The organism is Cedecea neteri, from assembly GCF_000758325.1.
Taxonomy (GTDB): Bacteria; Pseudomonadota; Gammaproteobacteria; order Enterobacterales; family Enterobacteriaceae; genus Cedecea; species Cedecea neteri_B.
Genome location: NZ_CP009459.1, coordinates 2,459,343 through 2,483,592, shown reverse-complemented (window position 1 = coordinate 2,483,592; position 24,250 = coordinate 2,459,343). Strand labels below are relative to the sequence as shown.

The following is a 24,250-nucleotide window of genomic DNA, read 5'->3' as shown; positions in this document are numbered from 1 at the left end:
AGTTTACGGGCATCGAACTAACAGGCAGGGCCTTCTTTAAAAATGTGACGAATGTCGGCATTATAAACGCATTCGCCGGATCGTATCGGCCATAAAAACTGAGGAGAGAGCATGTTTGCAGTAATTTTTGGACGCCCTGGCTGCCCATATTGTGTTCGCGCTAAAGAACTGGCTGAGAAACTGACCGCCGAGCGTGATGACTTCAACTTCCGCTATGTTGATATCCACGCCGAAGGCATCACTAAAGCTGACCTGGAAAAAACCGTGGGTAAACCGGTTGAAACCGTGCCGCAGATCTTCCTGGATCAGAAGCACATTGGCGGCTGCACTGATTTTGAAGCTTACGCGAAAGAGCATCTGAACCTGTTCCAGACCGCGCAGTAAGTTTTAAGAATTAAGAATGTAGAAAACCGACTCTCAGGAGTCGGTTTTTTTATGCGTGCTACCCCGGTTTTTACACATAATAAATAGCAGATAACACAGCGAGCCGAGGGATGACCAGAATACGGCGCTCAACAGCCAGGCCATTTCCTGCCAGAAAGAGCGCGTCACGGGTAAAAACAGGTGGGCAATCAACAGGCAGAACGGCGAAGCAAGCATCGCTCCCACCAGCGGTTTAACGACTCTATCGCCCTGGGAAAAGAAGCTGGCCGCGGCACCCGGGAAGAGGAAAAACAGCAGCCCAAGCTCATAATGCCCGGTGGCAATAAACCGCCCCATCACGTTCAGGCGCAGAGAAAGAAAAACCAGAATAAAGAGCACGAAGCAGCAGGTAATTCCCAACCACCTTTGCGCGCGTCTGTGCATTTTACCTCCTGACATCTGCTTTGCTCGAAAATACCCTGCCGGAAAATTCAGCAGCGTCTTTACCCGATTTGATAATGCCTGGCCATCCGTGCCGATAAAGCATTGCCACATTTAGCACAATATTCTTACTAGCCGCTGATACAGAGAAAGATTAAACTAGCGGCGGAAATTCGGTCGTCGCGTGAGATATTTATATGCGTGATAATTTGCCGGTCGTCGCTGACGAAACCGTCAAAACCTTAGCGCATAACTCTATCTCTTTCAACAGCTTACTGGTAAACAAGAAGTTAGCCTTCGTGAATATAAACGTCGCAGATTTGTTAAACGGGAATTACATACTTTTGTTATTTGTTGTACTAACGCTCGGACTTTGCCTGGGGAAATTACGCCTCGGTCCGGTGCAACTGGGTAATTCCATTGGTGTTTTAGTGGTCTCTTTATTACTCGGGCAACAGCATTTCTCGATCAATACCGACGCGCTAAATCTGGGTTTTATGCTGTTCATTTTCTGCGTCGGCGTCGAAGCCGGGCCAAACTTTTTTTCTATTTTCTTCCGCGACGGCAAAAATTACCTGATGCTGGCTCTGGTGATGGTCGGCAGCGCGCTGCTGATTGCGCTGGGGCTGGGCAAACTGTTTGGCTGGGACATTGGCCTCACAGCCGGTATGCTCGCCGGTGCCATGACCTCCACGCCCGTGCTGGTCGGGGCGGGTGATACCCTGCGCCATTCAAGCATCCCCGCCGCACAGCTTGCGACCTCGCTGGATAATCTGAGCCTCGGCTATGCCCTGACCTACCTGATTGGCCTGGTCAGCCTGATCGTGGGGGCTCGCTATTTACCGAAGCTGCAGCATCAGGATCTGCAGACCAGCGCCCAGCAGATTGCCCGCGAGCGCGGTCTGGATACCGACGCCAGCCGTAAAGTTTATCTCCCGGTGATCCGCGCCTACCGCGTCGGGCCCGAGCTGGTTGCCTGGGCCGACGGTAAAAATCTGCGCGAACTGGGGATTTACCGCCAGACCGGCTGCTACATCGAACGTATTCGCCGCAATGGCATTCTGGCTAACCCGGACGGCGACGCGGTACTGCAAATGGGCGATGAAATCTCGCTGGTGGGCTATCCGGATTCGCACTCGCGCCTTGACCCTAGCTTCAGAAACGGCAAAGAGGTCTTCGACCGCGATCTGCTGGATATGCGCATCGTCACCGAAGAAATTGTGGTGAAAAACCACAATGCCGTGGGCCGTCGCCTGGCGCAGCTCAAACTCACCGATCACGGCTGCTTCCTGAACCGCGTGATCCGCAGCCAGATTGAAATGCCCATCGACGACAATATCGTGCTGAACAAAGGCGATGTTCTGCAGGTCAGCGGCGATGCCAGACGCGTCAAAACCGTTGCCGAGCGCATCGGTTTTATCTCCATCCACAGCCAGATAACCGACCTGCTGGCCTTCTGTGCCTTCTTTGTTATTGGCCTGATGGTGGGCATGGTCACCTTCCAGTTCAGCTCGTTCAGCTTCGGCATCGGGAACGCCGCTGGCCTGCTGTTCGCGGGCATCATGCTTGGCTTCCTGCGCGCCAACCACCCAACCTTCGGCTACATTCCGCAGGGTGCGCTAAATATGGTGAAAGAGTTTGGCCTGATGGTGTTTATGGCAGGGGTTGGCCTGAGCGCTGGCAGCGGCATCAGCAACGGCCTCGGTGCGGTAGGCGGCCAGATGCTGATTTCTGGGCTTATCGTGAGCCTGGTGCCGGTGATTATCTGCTTCCTGTTCGGCGCCTATGTGCTGCGAATGAACCGCGCCCTGCTGTTCGGCGCGATGATGGGGGCACGAACCTGTGCGCCAGCGATGGAAATCATCAGCGACACTGCCCGCAGCAACATTCCTGCGCTGGGGTATGCCGGCACCTACGCCATCGCTAACGTGTTGTTAACGCTGGCCGGGACATTAATTGTCGTGATATGGCCAGGTTTGTGATCGCAACCACAGACAAAGAAAAATACTTTTTTTTTATGCCTGAGCGAACTTTCTTTCGGGGCGTCAGTCTGAATTAGTGCCACTGCTTTTCTTTGATGTCCCCAATTTGTGGAGCCCATCAACCCCGCCGCTTTCGGTTCAAGGTTGATGGGTTTTTATTTTTTCAGGGCTTTAATAACAAACGCTTACTAACCCTTCCGCTCGCTTTATTTCGCATCCCCTGCCCCCACAATTCTGCGCACCATCACCCGCATATCATCCCGGCTCATTGGCTCGCGATCGGTGACGTAGTGCAGCGTCATACCTTCCAGGAAAGCATCCAGCGCCCGGGCGGTTAGTGGATCGAAAAACGGCTCCAGCGCCTGCTGGCTGCGGATCATCCACTCCTGCATGATGTCTTTTAGCTGCGGATTACAACTGGCATAAGCATAAAGCTGGTACATCACCTGCATGTTGTACGGCGTGGCCACGCAGCCGCCGCAAATCATATCGACAATCGCTTCGCAGGCCTCATCGCGATTGGTGGCCTGCTGCATACGCTCGCGGTAGCTGTCCGACATTTGGTGGGCAAACAGAGTAAATGCTTCGCAAAGCAGCGATTCAATCCCGGCAAAGTAATAGGTCATCGATCCCAGCGAAACGCCAGCCTCAGCGGCAATTTTGCGGTGCGTGATATCGCTGATGCCGTGCTTTACCACCATATCCAGCGTCGCCTGCAAAATACGCGAGCGGCGTTCTGGGTCATTCCGGCGCGGGGCTTTGCTCATCATTACCTACCTGAATTTAGAGTATGACAAAGAGTCTATACCGGGATGTGTACAAATGTACACAAGCTTGCTAGTCTGCTCCCCTGTTTCTCTTTCACTGGTTGTTGTTCATGTCTGTTTCGCAGAGAAAAGCCTTACAGCTCCGTACCTGGGCGTTATTCACCTTCTTCTTCCTTCCGGGCCTGGTGATGGCATCCTGGGCCACACGCACGCCCGCTATTCGCGATACGCTCAGCGTCTCGACGGCCGGAATGGGCATCGTATTATTTGGTCTGTCGATTGGCTCGATGGGCGGTATTCTCTGTTCCGGCTGGCTGGTGAAACGCTTTGGCACCCGCACCATTATTCGCAGCGGCATGACGCTGATGGTGGCCGGAATGTTAATGATGAGCTTCGCGCTGTACCTTGCTTCCCCGGTGCTATTTGCCTTCGGCCTGGCGCTGCTCGGCAGCGGTATGGGCTCATCAGAAGTGGCGATGAACGTTGAAGGAGCCATTATCGAGAGCCTGATGAAGAAAACGGTGCTGCCGATGATGCACGGCTTCTTTAGCCTGGGCACGCTCGTGGGCGCCGGGATCGGCCTGACTTTAACCGCGTGGAACGTCGTGTCCTGGGGGCACCTGCTGCTGATTGGTCTGTTGACCATCGCGCCGATTGCCATCGCGCTTATCGCCGTGCCGCACGGCGTGGGCAAAGACAATCCGGAGAAAACCGAAGCCCACGAGCCGCACCGCCCGTTTTACAAGGATATTCAGCTATTGCTGATTGGTTTTGTCGTGCTGGCGATGGCCTTTGCCGAAGGCTCGGCCAACGACTGGCTGCCGCTGTTGATGGTGGACGGGCACGGCTTTAGCCCGACCTCCGGGTCGCTTATCTACGTGGGCTTTACCCTCGGTATGACGGTTGGGCGCTTCACCGGCGGCTGGTTTATCGACCGCTACAGCCGCGTTATTGTGGTCCGCGCCTGTGCGATCATGGGCATTATCGGCATCGGCACCATTGTGTTTGTCGACAACGCCTTCCTTGCCGGCGTGTCGGTGATTCTGTGGGGGTTGGGCACCTCTTTAGGCTTCCCGCTGACTATTTCTGCCGCGGGCGATACCGGCCCCGATCCGGCAAGCCGCGTCAGCGTTGTTGCCGCTTCGGGCTACGTGGCCTTTTTAGTCGGGCCGCCGCTGCTGGGCTTCCTCGGCGAGCATTACGGGCTCCGCCAGGCCATGTTAGTTGTGCTGACGTTAATGGTGATTGCGGCGCTGGTCGCCCGCGCCGTGGCTAAACCGGGACAATCTTCCGGGCAGACTTTAGAAACTGAATAATGGAGAGTTCAATGGGCATCAAACTGATTGCAGTAGACATGGACGGCACTTTTCTTAATGACGAAAAAACCTACAACCGCGAACGCTTTGCCGCGCAATATCAGCAGATGAAAGCGCAAGGCATCCGCTTTGTAGTGGCTAGCGGGAACCAGTATTTCCAGCTGATCTCCTTCTTCCCGGAGATTGCCCACGAGATCTCTTTTGTGGCCGATAACGGCGGCTGGGTAGTCAGCGAAGGCGAAGACCTGTTCAACGGCGAGCTGACCCGCCAGGAGTTCAACACGGTGGTCGATCACCTGCTGACCCTGCCGCACGTGGAGATCATCGCCTGCGGCAAGCGTAACGGCTATACGCTCAACGGCTATAGCGACGATTTCAAAGCGCTGGCGGCGAAGTTCTACCATCGCCTTGAACACGTCGAAAGCTTCTCCGGCCTCGACGACGTGTTCTTCAAATTTGCCCTGAACCTGCCGGACAGCCAGCTAGATGAAACCATGGATGCCCTGGGCGCAGAGCTGGAAGGCATTATGGTGCCGGTCACCAGCGGGCACGGCTCTATCGACCTGATTATTCCGGGTATTCATAAGGCTAACGGACTGCGGATCCTACAGGAAAAATGGGGCATCCAGGACAGCGAAGTGGTGACCTTTGGCGACGGCGGCAACGACATCGAGATGCTGACCCAGGCGCAATACGGGTTTGCGATGGCCAACGCCCCGGACAAAATCAAACGCATTGCCAGCTATCAGGCCGGGCACTGCAATCAACAAGGCGTGCTGGATGTGATCGACAAGATCCTGAAGAAAGAAGCGCCGTTTAACTAACGACCTCTGAGAGCAAGAATGTTAACGATAAGACAAGCCACCCCGGCGGATTTCGATGCGCTGGCGGAAATCTGGGAAGCATCCGTTCGCGCCACGCATGATTTTTTACCTGAGGAAAATATCAGGGCGTTAAGACCTCAGGTTCGCGAACTTTATATGCCGCAGATCCCGATGCTGCTGGCATCCGGCAAAACCGGTGAGCCTATGGGCTTTATCGGCTGCCACGAAAACCGGATTGAAATGCTGTTTGTTTCGCCGGAAAGCCGTGGTATGGGCGTGGGCAAGCAGCTTCTGCAGCACGCCATTGAACATTTGCAGGTCGATGAAGTGGATGTGAATGAGCAGAATCCTCAGGGCGTAGGTTTCTATCTGCATATGGGGTTTGCACAGACCGGGCGGTCTGAACTCGACGGCGAAGGGAATCCTTTCCCTTTGCTGCATTTGAAGCTGAGCCGGTAGTTTTATCCTCACCCCGGCCCTCTCCTTAAAAAGGAGAGGGGGAAACATAAACACCGATCGGTCCCCTCTCTCCACTGGGGAGAGGGTTAGGGTGAGGGGCAAAGCAAGCTCTCTACCTAAAACTGATTCTTCAGCTGTTCCCGGCGATACTCCCCCTGCCGCTCGAGCATCCAGCCCGGATATTCGCGCGGCAGTTCACTCACCGCATTCAGCCTTTCAAGCTCATCCGCGCTAAGCAGAACGCTCGTCGCAGCGATATTGTCTTCAAGCTGCTCAGTGCGTTTCGCGCCAATGATGACCGTCGTCACCGCCTGCTGGTGCAGCAGCCAGGCCAGCGCAATCTGCGCCACGGAAACACCTTTAGCCTCGGCGATTTCACGCATCACATCCACGCAATCAAAAGCGCGATCCCTGTTGACCGGTGGGAAATCAAACTCGAGGCGGCGACTCCCGGTTTCGGCTTTACCGTCGCGGTTATACTTGCCGCTAAGCAGCCCGCCCGCAAGCGGGCTCCAGACCATCAGGCCGACGCCTTCACTTTGCATCATTGGCACCAGCTCTCGCTCCAGATCGCGGCCAGCAAGGGTGTAATAAGCCTGCAAAGAGGCAAAGCGTGCCAGCCCCAGACGTTCGGAGATTCCGAGCGCCTTCATGATTTGCCAGGCCGCCCAGTTGGAAACACCGATGTAGCGAACCAGCCCCTCTTGCACCAGCGAATCCAGCGCCCGCAGCGTTTCTTCTATCGGCGTGGCGGGGTCAAAACCGTGCAGCTGATACAGGTCGATATAATCGAGCTGCAGCCGCTGCAGGCTCTCTTTGACGCTGTTCAACAGATGAAAACGCGATGAACCCCGGGAGTTCGGCCCGGCGGTGCCGGTTTCGCCGAACGCTTTGGTGGCCACCACCACATTCTCACGCGGCACGTTAAGGTTTTTCAGCGCCTGGCCGGTGATAATTTCCGAGCGCCCGCCGGAATAAACATCAGCCGTATCAATAAAGTTAATCCCTGCTTCCAGAGCGCGCCCAACCAGCTTGTCGGCATCATTTTGCGCGAGCTGGCCTATTTTTCCCCATATGCCGTCGCCACCACCAAAGGTCATCGTCCCCAGGCAAAGCTCTGAAACAAACAGGCCGGTATTTCCTAATTTTTTATAACGCATAGCGGTACCCCATGTTCAGGATTTCAGGAAGGAAGAGTGCGGACTGCCAGTTATACGCGTCGCGCGAGGTTCTGGAATGGGGGATTTCTGCTCATTCCTTGCCTGTTTCTGCCTGAGTGGGCGCTAGCGTAAAAGCAGTAATAAGCCGTAGCCGACCAGCGCGGCCCAAAGCAACATAGGGAGAGAATAGAGATGGAACCGCCACCAGATCCGACGGTCGTTGGCCATACGAAGGGCAATCAGGTTCGCCAGCGACCCCGGCAACAGACCAAAGCCACCGATATTGACCGCGAAGGCCAGCAGCAGCGAAGCAGGCACATAGTTCAGCAACAAAATGGTGGCGGGCACATTGCTGATAAACTGCGAAAGCAAAATACCGAGGCTAAATAACCCGCCAGAAGACAGCTGTGCCACGCCCTGAAGCGAATGCTGCAGTACCGGCAGCTGGGTGATGAGGTGCACATCAATAAACATCACCACGAACACCACCAGCAGGCTCCAGTCGATACTGAGCAGCACTTTGCGCGCCAGCCCCAGGAACCCAAGCGCAATCAGCCCCAGCCCCCAAAGCTCAAGCTTTAGCTCCAGCGCCAGAATAAAGACAATGTAAAACGCCAGGCAGCACCAGACCAGCTTAGGCTGCCAGCGGCTGTCATTCACTTCGCCGTGGTAATGCAGCGGTTTTGGTTTGAAGCAGATCCACGCTAACACCAGCAGGCTGGCGGTCATGGCCAGCGCCAGCGGCATCAACTGCCAGGTAAAAGCGCCGAAAGAGAGCCCGGAATGCCCCCACAGCAAGATGTTCTGTGGGTTACCGATGGGCGTCAGCAAAGAGCCGGCATTGACCGCCAGCGCCTCAAAAATAATCAGCTTACTGGCCGGTATCGAGCAGAGTTTTTTCAGCGTGATGGTGAGAGGCACGATGATGAACAACGCGACATCGTTAGTCAGAAAGGTCGACAGGGCCGCCGCCGCCGCAACCATAAACAGCGCCAGCTGCCGCTCGTTGGCGAAACGCGCCACCATCTTGCGGCCCAGCACGTCGAAATAACCGCTCAGCTCGACGCCTTTGGTCAACATCATCAGCCCGGTCAGCGTAATAATGGTGTGCCAGTCGATAGCTTCAGGCCACAAAGCCGGGCGGAACGGCACCGCCAGGCTCAGGGCGACGCCGATTAACAACAATAAATGCAGGAATCGATCGCGCAGAAAAGGCTGCGCAAGACGCAGCAGCATGCTTAGCCGATACCCCGCTCTGCGCTGAATTTGCGGAAAGCCTCCAGCGTCTCTTCGCTGACGTGATGTTCCACACCCTCAGCGTCAATACGCGCGGTCTCCGGGCTGATGCCCAGTGCGAGGAAGAAGTTTTCAACAATTTGGTGGCGCTCGCGGCTTTGCTGCGCCAGCTTCTCACCTTCCGGCGTTAAAAAGACGCCGCGCCATGGAATTTGCTCAATCAGCCCAACGGATGCCAGACGCTTTAGCATCTTGGCGACCGTCGGCTGCGAAACCCCGAGACGCGCCGCCATATCCACCTGGCGAACTTCGCCGACCTCATGAATCAAATCCGAAATCAGCTCAACATAATCATCAATTAACTCACGACGGTGCGCTTCGCGTACCTGCCTGAAGCCCTCAACATGCTCTTCAATATTCGGTAATGGCGTCACTTTTTCGCTGTTCTTTTGCCCTGCCCGACGGCTCATAGTGCTTCCTCTTCCAGTGGCGCGGCGTCGTCTTCTGACGACGGAAGGCTTTATTGTAAACCAGCATTGCTCATCCACAAAAAATTAACGAAATAGCCGTGGCTATAAAATATAGCCTGTGCTATACCTGTATGTAATCCAGTCAGGCTTGTTTACGGAAAAACGGTCGCATGGCTAACAGGAGGACGCTATGAACGAATTTAAGAGGTGCATCAACGTGTTTACACAATCTCCCTTCCAGGTACGCTTAATGCTGCTGAACATGATTTGTGATTGGGTTGCCGGTAAACCCCAGCAGAAAGAAGAAAAACAACAATAACGCCAGGCCCCGCCGCCTGGCGATTTTTTAAGCGTTTCGCGCAAGCCTTCATTCTTTTGTCACAATCCCCCTGCAAAATCCCCGTTAATGGCTAATCTGGCCGAGCTTTAACCCCATCATTTGTCGGATTTGCAATCAGTCTCGCAAAACCTCGCTCTGTTATCAGTTGATATTCTTATCTCACAGCTCTATCTTCTTGCAGCCCTGCACATGAAGCGGCTCGCAGATGCGGTGCAATTCCCCTTCGTTTCCGTCTGTCAGGCAGGCTCTACCCTTATCGCCAGGGTCACCGCATGGCGTTTTGCAAGACCATAATAAAGATGAATGTAACGGTTAAAGATACCCTGACTGCGCGCGGAATTGTGTTGAATCCGTGGGCTGGTTTCTATTTTTTGCAGTCCCTGCTGATCAACTTTGCGCTGGGCTATGCCTTCAGCCTGCTTTACGCCGTTGCCTTTAGCTGCGTACTGATGCTGCTGTGGCGCACCACACCACGCGCCCAGAAAGTCCTGCTTGGGCTTTGCAGCCTCGTGGCAGCCATGTATTTCCCGTTCGGCCAGGCTTACGGCTCGCCCAACTTCAATACCCTGCTGGCGCTGCACTCAACCAACTTTGAAGAATCCACGGAAATCATGACCATCTTCCCATGGTACAGCTACGTGGTTTCTCTCTTTATTCTCGCCCTTGGCGTGATGGCGCTGCGTCGCAAACGTGAAGAAAAACGCGCCTGGGGTCATTTCGATAGCTTATGTCTCGCCGTCAGCGTGGTCAGTTTTTTTGTCACGCCGGTCACCAACCTCGCCTACGGCGGCGTGTTTAAATTTAAAGATACCGGCTACCCGGTGGTGCGCTTCGTGAAAGACGTCGTGGTCAATAACCACGAAGTCATCGAAGAGCAGGCGCGCATGAAAGAACTGTCGCAGCAAAAAGATTCCTGGAACGTAGTGTCGGTGCAGCCTAAATATCACACCTACGTCGTGGTCATTGGCGAAAGCGCCCGCCGCGATGCGCTGGGAGCCTTTGGCGGCCACTGGGACAACACGCCCTTTGCAAGCCAGGTCAAAGGCAATCTGTTTATGGACTACGTCTCCGCCAGCGGCTCAACGCAAAAATCGCTGGGGCTGACCTTGAACCGGGTCGTGGACGGCAAACCCCAGTATCAGGACAACTTTGTTACCCTGGCAAACCGCGCTGGCTTCCAGACCTGGTGGTTCTCGAACCAGGGGCAAATCGGCGAATACGATACCGCCATCGCCAGCATCGCCAAACGCGCGGACGAAGTGCAGTTCCTGAAAAACGGGGATTTTGAGGCGGATAAAAATACTCGCGATGAAGCCCTGTTAAAAATGACGGCCCAGGTTTTTGCTACTCAGCGCAACACGCCGCAGCTGATTGTGCTGCATTTGATGGGGTCGCACCCACAGGCCTGCGATCGCACTCAGGGGAAATACAAAGATTTTGTGCAGTCTAAAGAGACGTCCTGCTATCTCTACAGCATGACGCAAACCGACGACTTGCTGAAACAGCTATATCTGCAGTTACAAAACACCGGGAACAGCTTCTCAATGGTCTATTTCTCCGACCACGGACTGGCCTTCAAAGAGCGCGGTACCGACGTGCAATATCTGGCGCACGACGATAAGTTCCAGCAGAATTTCCAGGTGCCATTTATGGTGCTGTCGAGCGATGACACCACGCACCGGCTGATCAAAGCACGGCGCAGCGCCAATGACTTCCTCAACTTCTTCTCTGCGTGGACGGGGATTAAGGCGAAAGAGCTTACGCCGAAGTACAAGTTTATTTCTGAGCAAAAGGCCGGGCCAGTCTGGATAACCAACTTTAACCTGAAGAAAGTGGACTATACTCATCTGCAGACGGATATATTTGAGACCAGGACACGTTAACTTCAGTCGGTTTACCGATAAAAAAAATCCGCCACTTGGGCGGATTTTTTATTTCTATCCCGGAAGGGATATTAGAAGCGGTAGCCTACGCCAGCGATCCAGGTGCCAACGTCAACGCTACGAATACGGCTCTGCTCGTAGGAGAAGTCCAGAGCAACGTTTTCGATTGGGTTGAACTGCAGGCCAGCACCGTAGGAGAAGCCGTAGTCGCTAACGGAATCGTGAGCAGCTGGGAATTCAGTCGCCTGGAATTTACCGTAGCCAACACCCACTACACCGTAGATGCTTGCCCAGTCGTTGATGCGGTAAGCAGGACCAGCGGTGATACCGTAGTACTGGCCTTTGGTGTACACGCCGTCAGAAGTGTCGCTTTTCTGGGTGTAGGTGAAGGAGCCGATGTAGCCCAGCGGGGTATCATTTTCGTAGCGGTATTTCAGGTTGAAACCGCCAGCTTTGTTAGCAACGCCCTGCATATCGCTCTGAGCGTAACCACCGGTTACGGTGCTGGTTGCTGCAGATGCGGTACCTACGGAGACGGCCAGAACACAGGCCAGTGCTGAAAGACATGCAATTTTTTTCATAATATCCACCTCAAATGTGCTTCAAGTAAGTCCTAAGTTTTAAATATAACAAAACCATGACAGAAACTCTTCGCCAATTGTGTTGTCTAACGATCTTTTTCCTGTAACATAACATTTCCACTACATGCTAAATCACTAAAAAATCAGGAAAATGCCGCTTTGCGACGGCAAATTTTAATCCCTTTAACAACATCGTCATTCAGATAATTCTGGAATTATTTTTGACACAAACTGACAAAAGTTCCCCGATCGTACTCCACGTCATGAGAATTTTTCTTAATGAAAGTTCAACCAGCCATAACTTAATCCTTTAGACTGGGCAGACTTTTATTTTCTTGACCAAACATAAACAAATACTGACAAGGTACAGGATGCCGCAAACTTCCCGTAATATGCCGCGCTGGCTGCCGATCGTGGTTTTACTTATCGCCATGACCTCGATTCAAAGCGGCGCTTCGTTGGCAAAATCATTATTCCCGCTAATCGGTCCTCAGGGCGTGACTTCGCTGCGCCTGTTTTTAGGCACCCTTATTCTCGCGGTGATTTTTAAACCCTGGCGTCTCCGTTTTCAGCCAGAGCAACGCCTGCCTTTATTGTTTTATGGGCTGGCGCTGGGCAGCATGAATTACCTCTTTTATGTCTCTCTGCGCACGGTGCCGCTGGGCATCGCGGTGGCGCTGGAGTTTACCGGGCCGCTCGCCGTGGCGCTCTTTGGCTCACGCCGTGCAGTGGACTTTATCTGGGTGGTGCTGGCAGTGGCCGGACTGTGGTTCCTGCTTCCCCTGGGTCAGGACATCTCCCACGTAGACCTTGCCGGTGCAGCCTGTGCGCTGGGGGCCGGTGCCTGCTGGGCCATCTACATTATTGCCGGGCAAAAAGCAGGGGCTGAGCACGGCCCGGCCACGGTCGCGTTTGGTTCTCTGATTGCGGCCATTATCTTTGTCCCCCTGGGCGCCTGGGAAGCCACCAGCTCGTTGCTGCAGTGGTCGCTGCTGCCCGTCGGCCTGGCGATTGCCGTGCTTTCCACGGCGCTGCCTTACTCGCTGGAGATGATTGCGTTAACCCGACTCCCTACCCGCACCTTTGGCACACTCATGAGCCTCGAGCCGGGCCTTGCGGCGCTGTCAGGCATGCTGTTCCTCGGGGAACATCTGACGCTAACACAGTGGCTGGCATTGCTCTGCATTATCGCGGCATCCGTGGGGTCAACGCTGACCATGAAGCGTGAAGCACAGATTAAAAACGTCGACATAAATTAATCGGTCTCCCTGCATTTAATGCGGTGATAATTGCCGCATTAAATGATTTACCCGTTATCAAGCACTTATATTCCCGTCAATTGTAATACTCAATAAGAATTATTTTCTTTTCGCAGTCATATTTATTCATGATTTTTGACATAAATTAAGAACACTCAATAACCATCTGTTAAATAACAAATTAATCTTTTCCATTTTTCTCTTACTATCAGTTTGATAGGTATTACCCACACCAGCAAAGTAAAAAAGCGGTGCTATACTTATTGCCGGTAATTCATTGGGACACCAACATCAAGAGGATGAAAGATTATGAGTACCGCTAAACTGGTAAAAACTAAATCTACAAACCTGCTATATACCCGCAATGATGTAAAAGACAGCGAGAAAAAAGCTACCATCGAGCTGCTGAATCGCCAGGTCGTCCAGTTCATCGACTTGTCGCTGATTACCAAACAGGCTCACTGGAACATGCGCGGGGCTAACTTTATTGCCGTGCACGAAATGCTGGACGGCTTCCGCACGGCGCTGACCGAGCACCTGGACACCATGGCAGAACGTGCCGTGCAGCTTGGCGGCGTGGCGCTGGGTACCACTCAGGTGATCAACAGCAAAACCCCGCTGAAAAGCTACCCGCTGGACATTCACACCGTTCAGGAACACCTGAAAGAGCTGGCCGATCGTTATGCCATCGTGGCGAACGATGTACGTAAAGCCATTGGTGAAGCAAAAGACGAAGATACCGCAGATATTTTCACCGCCGCTTCCCGCGATCTGGACAAATTCTTGTGGTTCATTGAGTCCAATATCGAGTAACCAGAGCATTTTCCTATGGCTCCTCCTCCGCCCGGGGGCGGAGCCTGCACCAAAACAGCGCAGACCATCGATTAATTCATAGTCTAAAGTTAATCAAATGTAATAATCACCTCACACAATCGTTAACGAATGATTGTTTTGTCCACTGATTTCGCGGTAAAACTAACCCCTACCCTGTCGGCTCATTTTGCGCACCAAAATGGTGCACCATAACGGTGCGTTATGACCCGCTTGCAACGCTCAATGTGCAATGTTAAATAATCACATCCTTGCAAAAACAGTAAGTTGCAAATCTGGCACGATTCTTTCATGAGTCGCCGCTGACGCAGGGGATCGCCCCGTGGATTAACAAAGGAAATGCTATGAAGTCGATTTTGAAAGTTTCACTGGCTGCACTTACCCTGGCTTTCGCTGTATCTTCCCATGCCGCTGATAAAAAACTGGTCGTTGCGACCGACACCGCGTTCGTTCCTTTCGAATTTAAACAAGGCGATCAGTATGTCGGCTTTGACGTGGATCTGTGGGCCGCTATCGCCAAAGAACTGAAGCTGGACTACACCCTGAAGCCAATGGACTTCAGCGGCATCATCCCTGCCCTGCAAACCAAAAACGTTGACCTGGCGCTGGCCGGGATCACCATCACACCTGAGCGCGAAAAAGCGATCGACTTCTCCGACGGCTACTACAAAAGCGGCCTGCTGGTGATGGTCAAAGCCAATAACAACGACATCAAAAGCGTGAAAGATCTGGACGGTAAAGTGGTCGCTGTTAAAGGCGGCACCGGTTCCGTTGATTACGCAAAAGCTAACATCAAAACCAAAGACCTGCGTCAGTTCCCGAACATCGACAACGCTTACATGGAACTGGGCACCAACCGCGCTGACGCGGTTCTGCACGACACGCCAAACATCCTGTACTTCATCAAAACCGCCGGCAACGGTCAGTTCAAAGCGGTAGGTGAGTCTCTGGAAGCCCAGCAGTACGGTATCGCCCTGCCTAAAGGCAGCGACGAGCTGCGCACCAAAATCAACGGCGCGCTGAAAACCCTGAAAGAGAACGGCACGTACAACGAAATCTACAAAAAATGGTTCGGTACCGAACCTAAATAATAATTCTAAGTATTTGTCAGATCTGAGGGGCGCCTTTCGCCCCTCTTATTATTAAACGCCTCTCAAGCTGCCAGGCCCCGGCCTGAAGCCCAAAGAGGTGAATCACGGTAGACAACAGGAACACATCATGCAGTTTGACTGGAGCGCCATTTGGCCTGCAATTCCCATCTTGTTTGAAGGCGCTAAGATGACCCTATGGATTTCCATCCTGGGTCTTTGCGGCGGTTTAGTAATTGGTTTAGTGGCGGGCTTTGCTCGTACCTACGGCGGCTGGATTGCCAACCACGTAGCGCTTGTTTTCATCGAAGTGATTCGCGGCACGCCAATTGTGGTGCAGGTGATGTTTATCTACTTCGCCCTGCCGATGGCCTTTACCGATCTGCGTATCGATCCGTTCAGCGCGGCGGTCGTCACCATCATGATCAACTCCGGGGCCTACATCGCAGAAATCACCCGCGGTGCGGTGCTCTCTATTCATAAAGGCTTCCAGGAAGCGGGCCTTGCGCTTGGGCTGTCAAAACGTGAAACCATCCGTCACGTAATTATGCCGCTGGCGCTGCGCCGCATGCTGCCGCCGCTGGGTAACCAGTGGATCATCAGCATCAAAGACACCTCGCTGTTCATCGTTATCGGTGTAGCAGAGCTGACTCGTCAGGGTCAGGAAATTATCGCCGGTAACTTCCGCGCGCTGGAGATTTGGAGCGCCGTTGCGGTCTTCTATCTGATTATTACCCTGGTGCTGAGCTTCGTGCTGCGTCGCCTTGAAAGAAGGATGAAAATCCTGTGATTGAATTTAAAAACGTCTCCAAGCACTTTGGCCAAACCCAGGTGCTGCACAATATTGACCTGAACATCAAACAGGGTGAAGTGGTGGTGATTATCGGGCCTAGCGGCTCCGGTAAATCTACCCTGCTGCGCTGCATTAACAAGCTGGAAGAGATCACCAGCGGCGACCTGATTGTTGACGGCCTGAAAGTGAACGATCCAAAGGTAGACGATCGCCTGATCCGTCAGGAAGCTGGCATGGTATTCCAGCAGTTCTACCTGTTCCCGCACCTGACGGCGCTGGAAAACGTCGCCTTCGGCCCGATTCGCGTCCGTGGCATGAAAAAAGACGCCGCTGAGAAGCTGGCGAAAGAGCTGCTGGCGAAGGTTGGCCTGGCGGAACGCGCGCATCACTATCCGTCAGAGCTTTCTGGCGGTCAACAGCAGCGTGTGGCGATTGCCCGTGCCCTTGCCGTGAAGCCGAAGATGATGCTGTTTGATGAGCCAACGTCGGCCCTCGACCCGGAACTGCGCCATGAAGTGCTGAAAGTGATGCAGGACCTGGCCGAAGAAGGCATGACCATGGTGATCGTGACCCACGAAGTCGGCTTTGCCGCGAAAGTGGCTTCTCGCCTAATCTTTATCGACAAAGGTCGCGTGGCGGAAGACGGCAACCCACAAGAACTTATCGACAACCCGCCGAGCCCGCGCCTGCGCGAGTTCCTGCAGCACGTCGCATAACGTTCTTCTCAGGCGGCAGGCCCAGTGCCTGCCGCCCGCTAACCCAACGGATTAACTTATTTCCCGCGGGTTTTCGCCCAGCGTGCACGCTGGGCATCATCCATAAAGCTCCAGGCGATGAAACGGCTCTGTTTTTGCCCATGCGCCATCTCTTTTTTTACCACTTTCACTACGCCGTTTTCCTGCATCACGCGGTACAGCGCAGGCAGGTTTTCACCTTTTGAAACCAGCGACGTAAACCACAGCACCTGGCGGCCAAACGCCTTACTTTCTTTGATCATCTGGCTGACAAAGGCCACTTCGCCACCCTCACACCAAAGCTCCTGCTCGCGACCACCAAAGTTCAGCGCGGCCCCTGCGTCCTGGCCAAGGTTGCGGCGCTTACGCTCGCTGCCGCTGCGGGCCGCCTCGACTGAATCGTGGAACGGCGGATTACATAGCGTGGCATCATAGGTTTCATTTTTGTGGATGATGCCGTCCAGAATGCAGTCGGCATTTTTCTGGCGACGAAGACGGATCATGCGGCTAAGCCCTGGATTGCCGTCTACAATTTGCTGCGCGCTGCGAAACGCATCGCCGTCCAGCTCAGAGCCGGTAAAACGCCAGCCGTATTCGTGCTGCCCGATGAGCGGATAAATGCAGTTCGCGCCAACGCCGATATCCAGCACGGAAGCTTGAGCAGGCACGACGCCACCGTTGCCTTCCGCCAGCAGATCGGCCAGATGGTGGATATAATCCGCCCGTCCCGGCACCGGCGGGCAAAGGAACCCTTCGGGGATATCCCACTGCTTAACCTGATAAAAATGCGCCAACAGCGCCTGGTTCAGCGCCTTCACCGCCAGCGGGTTTGCGAAATCAACGGTCGTGTCGCCGTGCGGCCCCGGGCGCAAAAACTCGGCCAGTGCCGGGCTGCTCGCGGTTAATGCGGCAAAGTCATAGCGGCTACGGTGACGGTTACGCGGATGCAAACCAGGTTTGGTGTCGGCAGGGGTTTTCATTGGGGGCTTCTCCTTGTGTGGCCGCGTAAGATACTCTGCTCTCCGCGTCGGGTAAATACATCGCTGACGATTTGACCTTTCCAACATGAATTCAGGTGCGTAATGAGTAAAAAACGTTATTACTACGAGCCCTCGGAAGGCCACGGTTTACCACACGATCCGCTGAACGCCATTGTCGGGCCACGCCCTATCGGCTGGATTTCGTCCTGCAACCTGCAGGGCCAGCGCAACCTCGCGCCCTACAGCTTCTTTAACTGCTTTAACTATCGTCCACCAATCATTGGTTTTTCCAGCACCGGCTGGAAAGACAGCGTCCAGAACATCCTCGACACCAAAGAGTTTGTCTGGAACCTGGCCACGCGCCCGCTGGCAGAACAAATGAATGAAACCTCCGTCACGCTCCCAAGAGGAGAAGATGAGTTCCTGCGAGCGGGCCTGACCCCGATTACAGGCACAAAGGTCAGCGCAAGCCTGGTGGCTGAAAGCCCGGTCAATTTTGAATGCCGCCTGTCGCAGTGCATTCGCCTGACTTCTGCCGACGGCGACGAGCTGAACAGCTGGCTGGTGCTGGGGGAAGTGGTTGCCGTACACATTGACGAGCACCTGCTTATCGACGGCATCTACCAGACTGCGCTGGCGCAACCCGTGCTGCGAGCCGGAGGGCCAACCGCCTATTACACGGTTGATGAATCACAGCGTTTTGACCTGGTTCGCCCCGACGCACGCTAAACCAGAAAAAAACAAATAAAATCAGCCACCTATTGGTGGCTTTTTTGTCAGCATTTGGTCAAGTTTTATCGTTCAAAAAACACGCACAAGTCCATCAATTTTTTGCGTCATTGTCTGTGCCAAGGGGAACTAGACTGTAATTGTCAGACAACAAAAAGGTGTTTTGCTCTCAACGCTCAAGAGGATGTAAAGATGAAAAAACTGCTGTATTTCTCTGCGGTTATCTCTCTTGCTGCACTGCCTTTTGCCTCCATGGCAGCCCAGGAAATGAGTAACGCAAACGTCGGACAGATGCAACCTTTTGGTACCGTCACCGCCAAAGCGTCTAACCTTGACGACCTCCAGGCCAAACTGGCTGAAAAAGCGAAGGAACAGGGTGCAACGGGCTACGTGATTAACTCCGCCGGCGGCGATAACCGCCTCTACGGCACCGCCACTATCTACAAATAGCCCGCGTTCCAGCCAACATAATGCCCTGCTTTGCGGGGCATTTTTATGGCACCTTCACCCTAAAAACATTTAAGCAATCATATGATACTTATATGACTCATCTGTGAATTAACTCACTTTATTAGCCCCGAACAACCACTAAGGTAGAGTCACGCAAGAATTGTCTCTTGTGATTACTTACGGAGCGGTAAAATGAAAAACCTGATGGCCGCATTAGAAGCCCGGCTGATGCCGCTGGCAGCCAAAATGGCGCAGCAGCGCCACCTCGGCGCCATTCGCGACGCCTATATCTCGTTCATGCCGTTTATTATCGTTGGTTCCATTCTGCTGGTGATCTCGTCCTTCCCAAGTACCCATTACCAGCAGTTTATGGCTTCTGTTTTTGGTGAGGGGTGGTCAGCCACCGTTGAGATCCCTTTTAACGCCATCTTCTCTACTATGGCGGTGTTTATCAGTTTTCTGGTGGCCTACCGGCTGGCGGAACGCTACGACATCGACAGAATGTCATCGGGCATTTTGTCCCTTTCCTGCTTTCTGATCCTCACGCCTTTTGCGAAGCACCCGGATGTCGGCAACCTGATCCCGATGGAATGGCTGGGATCGAAGGGGCTGTTTGTGGCGATGCTAGGCGCGCTGGCGAGCACGGAGCTTTTTGCCTGGATGCTGCGCCAGAATTGGGTAATCAAAATGCCGGATGGCGTGCCGCCGGCGGTGCAAAAATCCTTTGCCGCGCTCATCCCTTCGCTGCTGATCCTGATTGCAGCGCTGGCCGTTCGCGTGCTGTTTGCCAAAACCGACTACCACACCATTCACCAGTTCGTGTATGAAGTGCTGGCGACGCCGATTCGCCACTTCGGCACCTCTTACATTGGCGCGCTGTTCACCTGTTTCAGCATCACCAGCCTGTGGTCGGTGGGGATCAACTCAGGTTCGATGGTCAACGGCATTCTGCGTCCGTTCTGGATGGAAAACCAAATGGATAACCTGGCCGCCACGCAGGCCGGGATGCCTCCCCCGCACGTAGTCACGGAACAGTTCTACGACATGGTCTGGATGGGGGGGGCGGGCGCTACATTGTCTCTGGTGATTGCTATGCTGCTGTTTGCCCGCAGCCAGCACATCAAAAACGTTTCGCGCCTGGCCGTCGGCTCCTCCATCTTCAACATTAACGAGCCGGTGCTGTTTGGCCTGCCGGTCATCATGAACCCCGTCATGTTGATCCCATTCAACCTTGTGCCGCTGGTGCTGGTCACCGTGCAGTACATCGCGATGTCCATTGGTATGGTAGCCACCACTACCGGGGTGTATATCCCATGGACACTGCCGCCGGTATTAAGCGGATTTATCGTCACCGGCCACCTGAGCGGCGCGGTTATCCAGATAATCAACCTGTGCATAGGGGCGCTGATTTATCTGCCGTTCCTGAAAGTGGTCGACCGGCAATATCGGGCCAATGAATCACCGGCTCAAGTGACTGAACGTAAACCCGCCACGGAGTAGTTAAACATGACGTTAGCAGCAAACTGGGGAACGATCGCCACCTGGCGTATGGCATGGGAAGGGATAGGTGAAGCGGCTGAACGGCTGCAGCAAGGCAGTTCGGCGAGCGATGCCGTCGTACACGCGGTTAAATGCGTGGAAGATTATCCCTTCTATAAATCGGTCGGTTATGGCGGCCTGCCGAATGAACAAGGCGAAGTCGAACTCGACGCCGCCTTTATGGACGGTACCAGCCTCGCACTCGGTGCCGTGGCTGGGGTAAAAAATATTGCCAATCCGATTATGGTGGCAAAAGCTCTGAGCGAAGAGCGCTTCAACAGTTTTATGGTCGGCCAGGGTGCCGAAGCGTGGGCCAAAGATCGGGGTTTTGAAAGCAAAACCATGCTGACCGAGCGCGCGTACAACCATTACCTGAAGCGCAAGCGAGAAACGCTGGATCGCGGCTTAAGCCCCTACACCGGGCACGACACCGTGGGCGTTATCGCTCTCGACGGCCAGCAAAGAATGTCGGTCGCTACCTCCACCAGCGGCCTGTTTATGAAACGCCCAGGCCGGGTGGGCGATTCCCCGGTCTCCGGCTCCGGCTTCTACGCCGACAGCGAAGTGGGTGCCGCGACGGCGACGGGCCTCGGGGAAGATCTGATGAAAGGCTGTATCAGCTATGAAATTGTCAGCCGCATGGCGCACGGCATGTCGCCCCAGCGTGCGGCAGAGTCCGCCGTGTACGATCTTGAAGCCCGACTGATTGCCCGCTACGGCCGGGCAGGCGACCTGTCCGTCGTCTGCATGAACAACCGGGGCGAATACGGCGCGGCGACAACCATCGACAGCTTCTCCTTCTCTGTTGCCACGCCAGCGCAGCCCGCCCAGGTGTTTCTTACCGCCAGGGACGGCAACCGCACGGTCATCCGCCCGGCAGATCGGGAATGGCTGGACGCCTACAAACAGCGCATCACCGCGGAGGTAATCCAATGAAATGTAGACTCGTTTCGCCCGATGCAGCCTTTAACAACGCTCATCTTATCTTGTGGGACACTTCCCTAAGCCGCTGGCCAAACGCGCTGCAATCCTTGCTGGAAGAGATGTCCACCCACGATGAACCGCTAACCACTACCTTTGGTTTACAGGGTATCTGTGAGCGGCTGTCGCTGCTGCCTTCAGCAGAAATCACTCAGCCAGCCGTGCTTCGCCAGTTGCTTTCCGCCGCTGAAACGCTGTTGCCTTCCCCTGTTTTGCACCCCGTTGCGCTGGATCTCGCGGGCTTTAATCTGGCGGATGAAACCACGTTTGTTCGCCTGCGCACGCTGCTTATCGCCCTCCTCAACCGCTTCTATCAGTTGCCGCAGCTGGGCTATCGCGAAGACGAACAGCCAAGCAATGGCGAGCTGTGGCTGATTACCGAACCCAATAATGCGCTGGCTCGCCGTCTGGCTTCCCAGGCCGAAGCCATCGCCCAGGGCATGCTGCTCTCTCGCCAGCTGGCGGATTTGCCCGCGCTGGATTGTCGCCCGCAGGATGTGGCGCTGCAGGCAGAAACCTGGGCCAGCCAGCACCCGCAAACCCAGTGCGAGATTCTGGACGAGCAGGCCATTTTTAAACACGGCCTCGGCTGCCTGCACGCCACGGGTAAAGGTAGCGTTAACCCTCCCCGGCTGGTAACGCTGCGCTGGCAGGGTGCCAGCGAAGAAGCGCCAGTTTATGCCCTCGTCGGGAAAGGGATCACCTTTGATACCGGCGGCATGTGGCTGAAAGAAGGCGAAGGCATGCGCACCATGAAATATGACATGTGCGGCGCGGCGGTGGTGTTCGGCATGATGGAAACGGTGAAGCGCCTTAACCTGCCTGTTAACGTCGTGGTCGTTATGGCTCTGGCGGAAAACATGCCCGGCAGCACGGCGATGATGCCGGGGGACGTCGTGCGCTCCCACGCGGGGGCCAGCGTCGAAATCATTAATACCGACGCCGAAGGGCGGCTGGTTCTCGCCGACGCGCTCAGCTATGCCGCAGCGCGTTTTAATCCCGTCGAAATGATCGACGTCGCCACGCTGACCGGCGCAGTAGTCAAAGCGCTGGGCTACGATATTTCGGGCTTAATGAGTAACAATGAAGCGCTTAGCCAGCGCCTGCAACAGGCAGGCAGCCTGACGCAGGATCGCGTCTGGCCGCTGCCGCTGGATGAGAGTTTTGACGGCCAGGTCAAAAGCGCAATTGCCGACTACACCAACACGCCGCCCAACAACGCCGCCATTGCGGTATCCGCCGCCCAGTTCCTGAGTAAGTTCTGCCACCAGCGCCCGTGGGCGCATCTGGACGTCAGCGGTACCGCGCTGTCGCGAGGGAAATTCACCCAGGCCAGCGGCCGCCCGGCGCATTTGCTGACGCAGTACTTCCTGTCGCTGTGTGAGGGGAAATAGCGCTGCCATGAATTAAGCGCCCCAATGGGGCGCTTCGACGACTGACAAACCTCTGACCAGAGAAGAAATATCAGGCCTCACGTTAAAAAACAGGAAAATCAATTTGTTGATTTTCGGCTGTTAACCACGAGGAGGGAAAAACCACGCTTTTTCCCGCCTCGTTAGCAACCTGTAGCGCCCCAATGGGGCGCTTTAACGATGGGAATGATGAAGCTTCAGCCAGGCCTCAGGCGTCAGGTTTTTCAGTCGGCTGCGGATAATCCTTTTATTGAGTAGATCTTCAAACTCCAGCAGCACGGCCCCCAGCCCCAGCCGCTTATCAAAGCGTTCGCCGTTCAGCAGCGCTTCCAGCGCCTGGTGGTAATTACCCTGCCCGGCTTTTTCCAGCCACTCCTCCTGTGCAGCAGCCTGTAAAGGCACGCCCAGCGCCCCTGCAAGCTTGTGCGTAAACGGGCAGGATTTCGCCGTTAATGAAAGCACGGAGAGCGGCAACCCTTCCCGCAAAAAGCCCACCAGAGGCTCCGCCACCTCCTCACTACCGCGCTCACGCAGCGCAACGGCCATATAGCCGGAGGTTCTTTCGCTGAACACCAGCAGCTCACCCTGTTTATGGCTAACCGTCTCCGGCAGCGAGAAAGTATCCAGCATAAAATGGCCCGGCGTCTGACTGAGCGCTGGCTTAGTCATGCGCGACAGCTGCCAGTTTTGCAGCATACGGCTGACGCTTGCGCGGGAAATCCCCTGCTGAATCAGCAAGCGAGCGGCCTCGAGAAGTTCATCGAGGGAAAGCGCCAGGCGCACGCGCAGGAACACCAGCATCGATTCCTGCTCGTGACTTAACGCCCGATGGATGGTATTCGGCCGGTGAGATTTGTCGTAACAGTCGTCGCGTTTACGCCAGCGCCGAACGGTATCGACCGAAATGTTCAGCTCCTCCGCCAGCTCGCCGTCCGTTTTCGCGGACTCCTGAATGTACTTTCGCGTACGCGGCGTTGTTGTGGCGTTGGAGTGCAGCTTTATCTCCATCGAACCTCATCCGTCGGGTTAAAAAGGAAAGAGAACAGTATAAAAGCTTCCCCGCCAGCTTACTGCGCAAATCATCAAAGTCAGGCTGAAAAAGAGGCGCAAGCGATTGCCCATCAGGTAAGACCAGCGTTGGCAAAAAGAGTAGCAAAATGTGCGCAAACTAAGTGTTTCCAGGGTTAACGTCACGCAGCGAAACTATTTACTCCGCAATCACTATTTATTTCAATACGTTATAACTAATTCAATTTTTTTGATTAAGGTCGTCAATTCTCTTCGATTTATTCTTCCGCAGAAAAGTGTGACCATAATCACATCGACGGAACAACGTCACCTTAACAGAACAACCTGCGAGAATTTAGCCATGAAAACCATCAAATATGCTGTAGCTGCAATTGCTCTTTCTACTCTGTCTTTCGGTGCTTTCGCTGCCCAACCTGTAAACGAAGCCCAGGCGCAGAACCTGAATAAAATCGGCGTTGTTTCCGCCACTGGCGCAACAACCCTGGATGGCCTGGAAGCAAAACTGGCCGCTAAAGCAGAAGCCGCTGGCGCAAGCTCTTACGCGATCACCTCTGCCAACACCGAAGGCCAGATGAGCGGCACCGCGGTTATCTACAAATAATC

General features: G+C 54.5%; 26 protein-coding genes. 18 read left to right on the top strand and 8 right to left on the bottom strand.

What is annotated here, in order from left to right:
• The first annotated feature begins 111 nt into the window (after window positions 1–111).
• The gene (locus LH86_RS11730) at window positions 112–384 is read left to right on the top strand and encodes a GrxA family glutaredoxin (RefSeq protein ID WP_008461049.1); all 273 of its coding nucleotides are present in this window, start codon (window positions 112–114) and stop codon (window positions 382–384) included.
• 33 nt (window positions 385–417) lie between these two features.
• On the opposite strand, the gene LH86_RS11725 is transcribed toward LH86_RS11730, so the two are convergent.
• A complete protein-coding gene (locus LH86_RS11725; RefSeq protein ID WP_052045576.1) occupies window positions 418–807 on the bottom strand; it encodes an inner membrane protein YbjM in 390 nt (129 codons plus the stop codon).
• 296 nt (window positions 808–1,103) lie between these two features.
• On the opposite strand from LH86_RS11725, the gene LH86_RS11720 reads away from it, so the two are divergent.
• Window positions 1,104–2,786, top strand: coding sequence for an aspartate:alanine antiporter (locus LH86_RS11720; protein WP_008461047.1), 1,683 nt, complete (start codon window positions 1,104–1,106; stop codon window positions 2,784–2,786).
• Between the two features lie 206 nt (window positions 2,787–2,992).
• Here LH86_RS11720 and LH86_RS11715 read toward each other — a convergent pair whose 3' ends face one another.
• The gene (locus LH86_RS11715) at window positions 2,993–3,553 is read right to left on the bottom strand and encodes a TetR/AcrR family transcriptional regulator (protein ID WP_039301450.1); all 561 of its coding nucleotides are present in this window, start codon (window positions 3,551–3,553) and stop codon (window positions 2,993–2,995) included.
• A gap of 110 nt (window positions 3,554–3,663) precedes the next feature.
• On the opposite strand from LH86_RS11715, the gene LH86_RS11710 reads away from it, so the two are divergent.
• The 3 genes from LH86_RS11710 to LH86_RS11700 are packed head-to-tail and all read left to right on the top strand — an operon-like array spanning window position 3,664 to window position 6,152.
• Complete coding sequence (locus LH86_RS11710; protein WP_039301447.1) at window positions 3,664–4,869, top strand: MFS transporter; 1,206 nt, start codon at window positions 3,664–3,666, stop codon at window positions 4,867–4,869.
• Window positions 4,870–4,880: 11 nt separating this feature from the next.
• A complete protein-coding gene (locus LH86_RS11705; RefSeq protein WP_039301444.1) occupies window positions 4,881–5,693 on the top strand; it encodes a Cof-type HAD-IIB family hydrolase in 813 nt (270 codons plus the stop codon).
• 18 nt (window positions 5,694–5,711) lie between these two features.
• The gene (locus tag LH86_RS11700; protein WP_039301440.1) at window positions 5,712–6,152 is read left to right on the top strand and encodes an acetyltransferase; all 441 of its coding nucleotides are present in this window, start codon (window positions 5,712–5,714) and stop codon (window positions 6,150–6,152) included.
• A gap of 116 nt (window positions 6,153–6,268) precedes the next feature.
• On the opposite strand, the gene LH86_RS11695 is transcribed toward LH86_RS11700, so the two are convergent.
• The 3 genes from LH86_RS11695 to mntR form a co-directional block, all read right to left on the bottom strand.
• Window positions 6,269–7,312 (bottom strand): aldo/keto reductase, encoded by a 1,044-nt coding sequence (locus tag LH86_RS11695; RefSeq protein WP_039301437.1) that lies wholly within the window; start codon window positions 7,310–7,312, stop codon window positions 6,269–6,271.
• 123 nt (window positions 7,313–7,435) lie between these two features.
• The gene (locus tag LH86_RS11690) at window positions 7,436–8,548 is read right to left on the bottom strand and encodes an SLC13 family permease (protein WP_039301434.1); all 1,113 of its coding nucleotides are present in this window, start codon (window positions 8,546–8,548) and stop codon (window positions 7,436–7,438) included.
• Window positions 8,549–8,550: 2 nt separating this feature from the next.
• Window positions 8,551–9,018, bottom strand: coding sequence for a manganese-binding transcriptional regulator MntR (gene mntR / locus LH86_RS11685; RefSeq protein WP_008461034.1), 468 nt, complete (start codon window positions 9,016–9,018; stop codon window positions 8,551–8,553).
• Window positions 9,019–9,208: 190 nt separating this feature from the next.
• On the opposite strand from mntR, the gene mntS reads away from it, so the two are divergent.
• Both mntS and LH86_RS11675 read left to right on the top strand, forming a co-directional pair.
• Window positions 9,209–9,337 (top strand): manganase accumulation protein MntS, encoded by a 129-nt coding sequence (gene mntS / locus LH86_RS11680; RefSeq protein WP_008461033.1) that lies wholly within the window; start codon window positions 9,209–9,211, stop codon window positions 9,335–9,337.
• Window positions 9,338–9,657: 320 nt separating this feature from the next.
• A complete protein-coding gene (locus tag LH86_RS11675) occupies window positions 9,658–11,241 on the top strand; it encodes a sulfatase-like hydrolase/transferase (protein ID WP_039301430.1) in 1,584 nt (527 codons plus the stop codon).
• A 71-nt stretch (window positions 11,242–11,312) separates the two neighbouring features.
• Here LH86_RS11675 and ompX read toward each other — a convergent pair whose 3' ends face one another.
• Window positions 11,313–11,822, bottom strand: a complete 510-nt coding sequence (ompX, locus tag LH86_RS11670) for an outer membrane protein OmpX (protein WP_039301427.1) — start codon at window positions 11,820–11,822, stop codon at window positions 11,313–11,315.
• A 371-nt stretch (window positions 11,823–12,193) separates the two neighbouring features.
• On the opposite strand from ompX, the gene rhtA reads away from it, so the two are divergent.
• From rhtA to glnQ, 5 genes are all read left to right on the top strand, one after another.
• Complete coding sequence (gene rhtA / locus LH86_RS11665; protein WP_039301424.1) at window positions 12,194–13,081, top strand: threonine/homoserine exporter RhtA; 888 nt, start codon at window positions 12,194–12,196, stop codon at window positions 13,079–13,081.
• 309 nt (window positions 13,082–13,390) lie between these two features.
• A complete protein-coding gene (gene dps / locus LH86_RS11660; protein WP_039301421.1) occupies window positions 13,391–13,894 on the top strand; it encodes a DNA starvation/stationary phase protection protein Dps in 504 nt (167 codons plus the stop codon).
• Window positions 13,895–14,256: 362 nt separating this feature from the next.
• Window positions 14,257–15,003 carry a glutamine ABC transporter substrate-binding protein GlnH gene (glnH, locus tag LH86_RS11655; protein ID WP_008461028.1) on the top strand — a complete coding sequence of 249 codons (747 nt, stop codon included), beginning with the start codon at window positions 14,257–14,259 and terminating at the stop codon, window positions 15,001–15,003.
• 127 nt (window positions 15,004–15,130) lie between these two features.
• Window positions 15,131–15,790 carry a glutamine ABC transporter permease GlnP gene (gene glnP, locus LH86_RS11650; protein ID WP_008461026.1) on the top strand — a complete coding sequence of 220 codons (660 nt, stop codon included), beginning with the start codon at window positions 15,131–15,133 and terminating at the stop codon, window positions 15,788–15,790.
• Window positions 15,787–16,509 carry a glutamine ABC transporter ATP-binding protein GlnQ gene (glnQ, locus tag LH86_RS11645; protein WP_008461025.1) on the top strand — a complete coding sequence of 241 codons (723 nt, stop codon included), beginning with the start codon at window positions 15,787–15,789 and terminating at the stop codon, window positions 16,507–16,509. Before glnP ends, glnQ begins: the two co-directional genes overlap by 4 nt.
• Before the next feature lie 56 nt (window positions 16,510–16,565).
• On the opposite strand, the gene rlmF is transcribed toward glnQ, so the two are convergent.
• Window positions 16,566–17,507 (bottom strand): 23S rRNA (adenine(1618)-N(6))-methyltransferase RlmF, encoded by a 942-nt coding sequence (gene rlmF / locus LH86_RS11640; RefSeq protein ID WP_039301419.1) that lies wholly within the window; start codon window positions 17,505–17,507, stop codon window positions 16,566–16,568.
• Between the two features lie 102 nt (window positions 17,508–17,609).
• On the opposite strand from rlmF, the gene LH86_RS11635 reads away from it, so the two are divergent.
• The 5 genes from LH86_RS11635 (at window position 17,610) to LH86_RS11615 (ending at window position 22,600) form a co-directional block, all read left to right on the top strand.
• Window positions 17,610–18,236: a flavin reductase family protein gene (locus tag LH86_RS11635; protein ID WP_039301416.1), complete on the top strand. Its 627-nt coding sequence runs from the start codon at window positions 17,610–17,612 to the stop codon at window positions 18,234–18,236.
• Window positions 18,237–18,428: 192 nt separating this feature from the next.
• Window positions 18,429–18,686: a DUF1471 family periplasmic protein McbA gene (mcbA, locus tag LH86_RS11630; RefSeq protein ID WP_008461021.1), complete on the top strand. Its 258-nt coding sequence runs from the start codon at window positions 18,429–18,431 to the stop codon at window positions 18,684–18,686.
• A 192-nt stretch (window positions 18,687–18,878) separates the two neighbouring features.
• Window positions 18,879–20,186: a PTS cellobiose transporter subunit IIC gene (celB, locus tag LH86_RS11625; RefSeq protein WP_039301412.1), complete on the top strand. Its 1,308-nt coding sequence runs from the start codon at window positions 18,879–18,881 to the stop codon at window positions 20,184–20,186.
• Between the two features lie 6 nt (window positions 20,187–20,192).
• Complete coding sequence (locus LH86_RS11620) at window positions 20,193–21,161, top strand: N(4)-(beta-N-acetylglucosaminyl)-L-asparaginase (RefSeq protein ID WP_039301409.1); 969 nt, start codon at window positions 20,193–20,195, stop codon at window positions 21,159–21,161.
• Window positions 21,158–22,600: a leucyl aminopeptidase gene (locus tag LH86_RS11615; protein ID WP_039301407.1), complete on the top strand. Its 1,443-nt coding sequence runs from the start codon at window positions 21,158–21,160 to the stop codon at window positions 22,598–22,600. The genes LH86_RS11620 and LH86_RS11615 overlap by 4 nt, the downstream gene beginning before the upstream one ends.
• Window positions 22,601–22,792: 192 nt before the next feature.
• Here LH86_RS11615 and LH86_RS11610 read toward each other — a convergent pair whose 3' ends face one another.
• Window positions 22,793–23,626, bottom strand: coding sequence for a helix-turn-helix domain-containing protein (locus LH86_RS11610; RefSeq protein ID WP_039301404.1), 834 nt, complete (start codon window positions 23,624–23,626; stop codon window positions 22,793–22,795).
• 361 nt (window positions 23,627–23,987) lie between these two features.
• Between LH86_RS11610 and ybiJ the strand changes: the two genes are divergently transcribed.
• The gene (gene ybiJ / locus LH86_RS11605) at window positions 23,988–24,248 is read left to right on the top strand and encodes a DUF1471 family protein YbiJ (protein WP_039301403.1); all 261 of its coding nucleotides are present in this window, start codon (window positions 23,988–23,990) and stop codon (window positions 24,246–24,248) included.
• Window positions 24,249–24,250 lie beyond the last annotated feature (2 nt).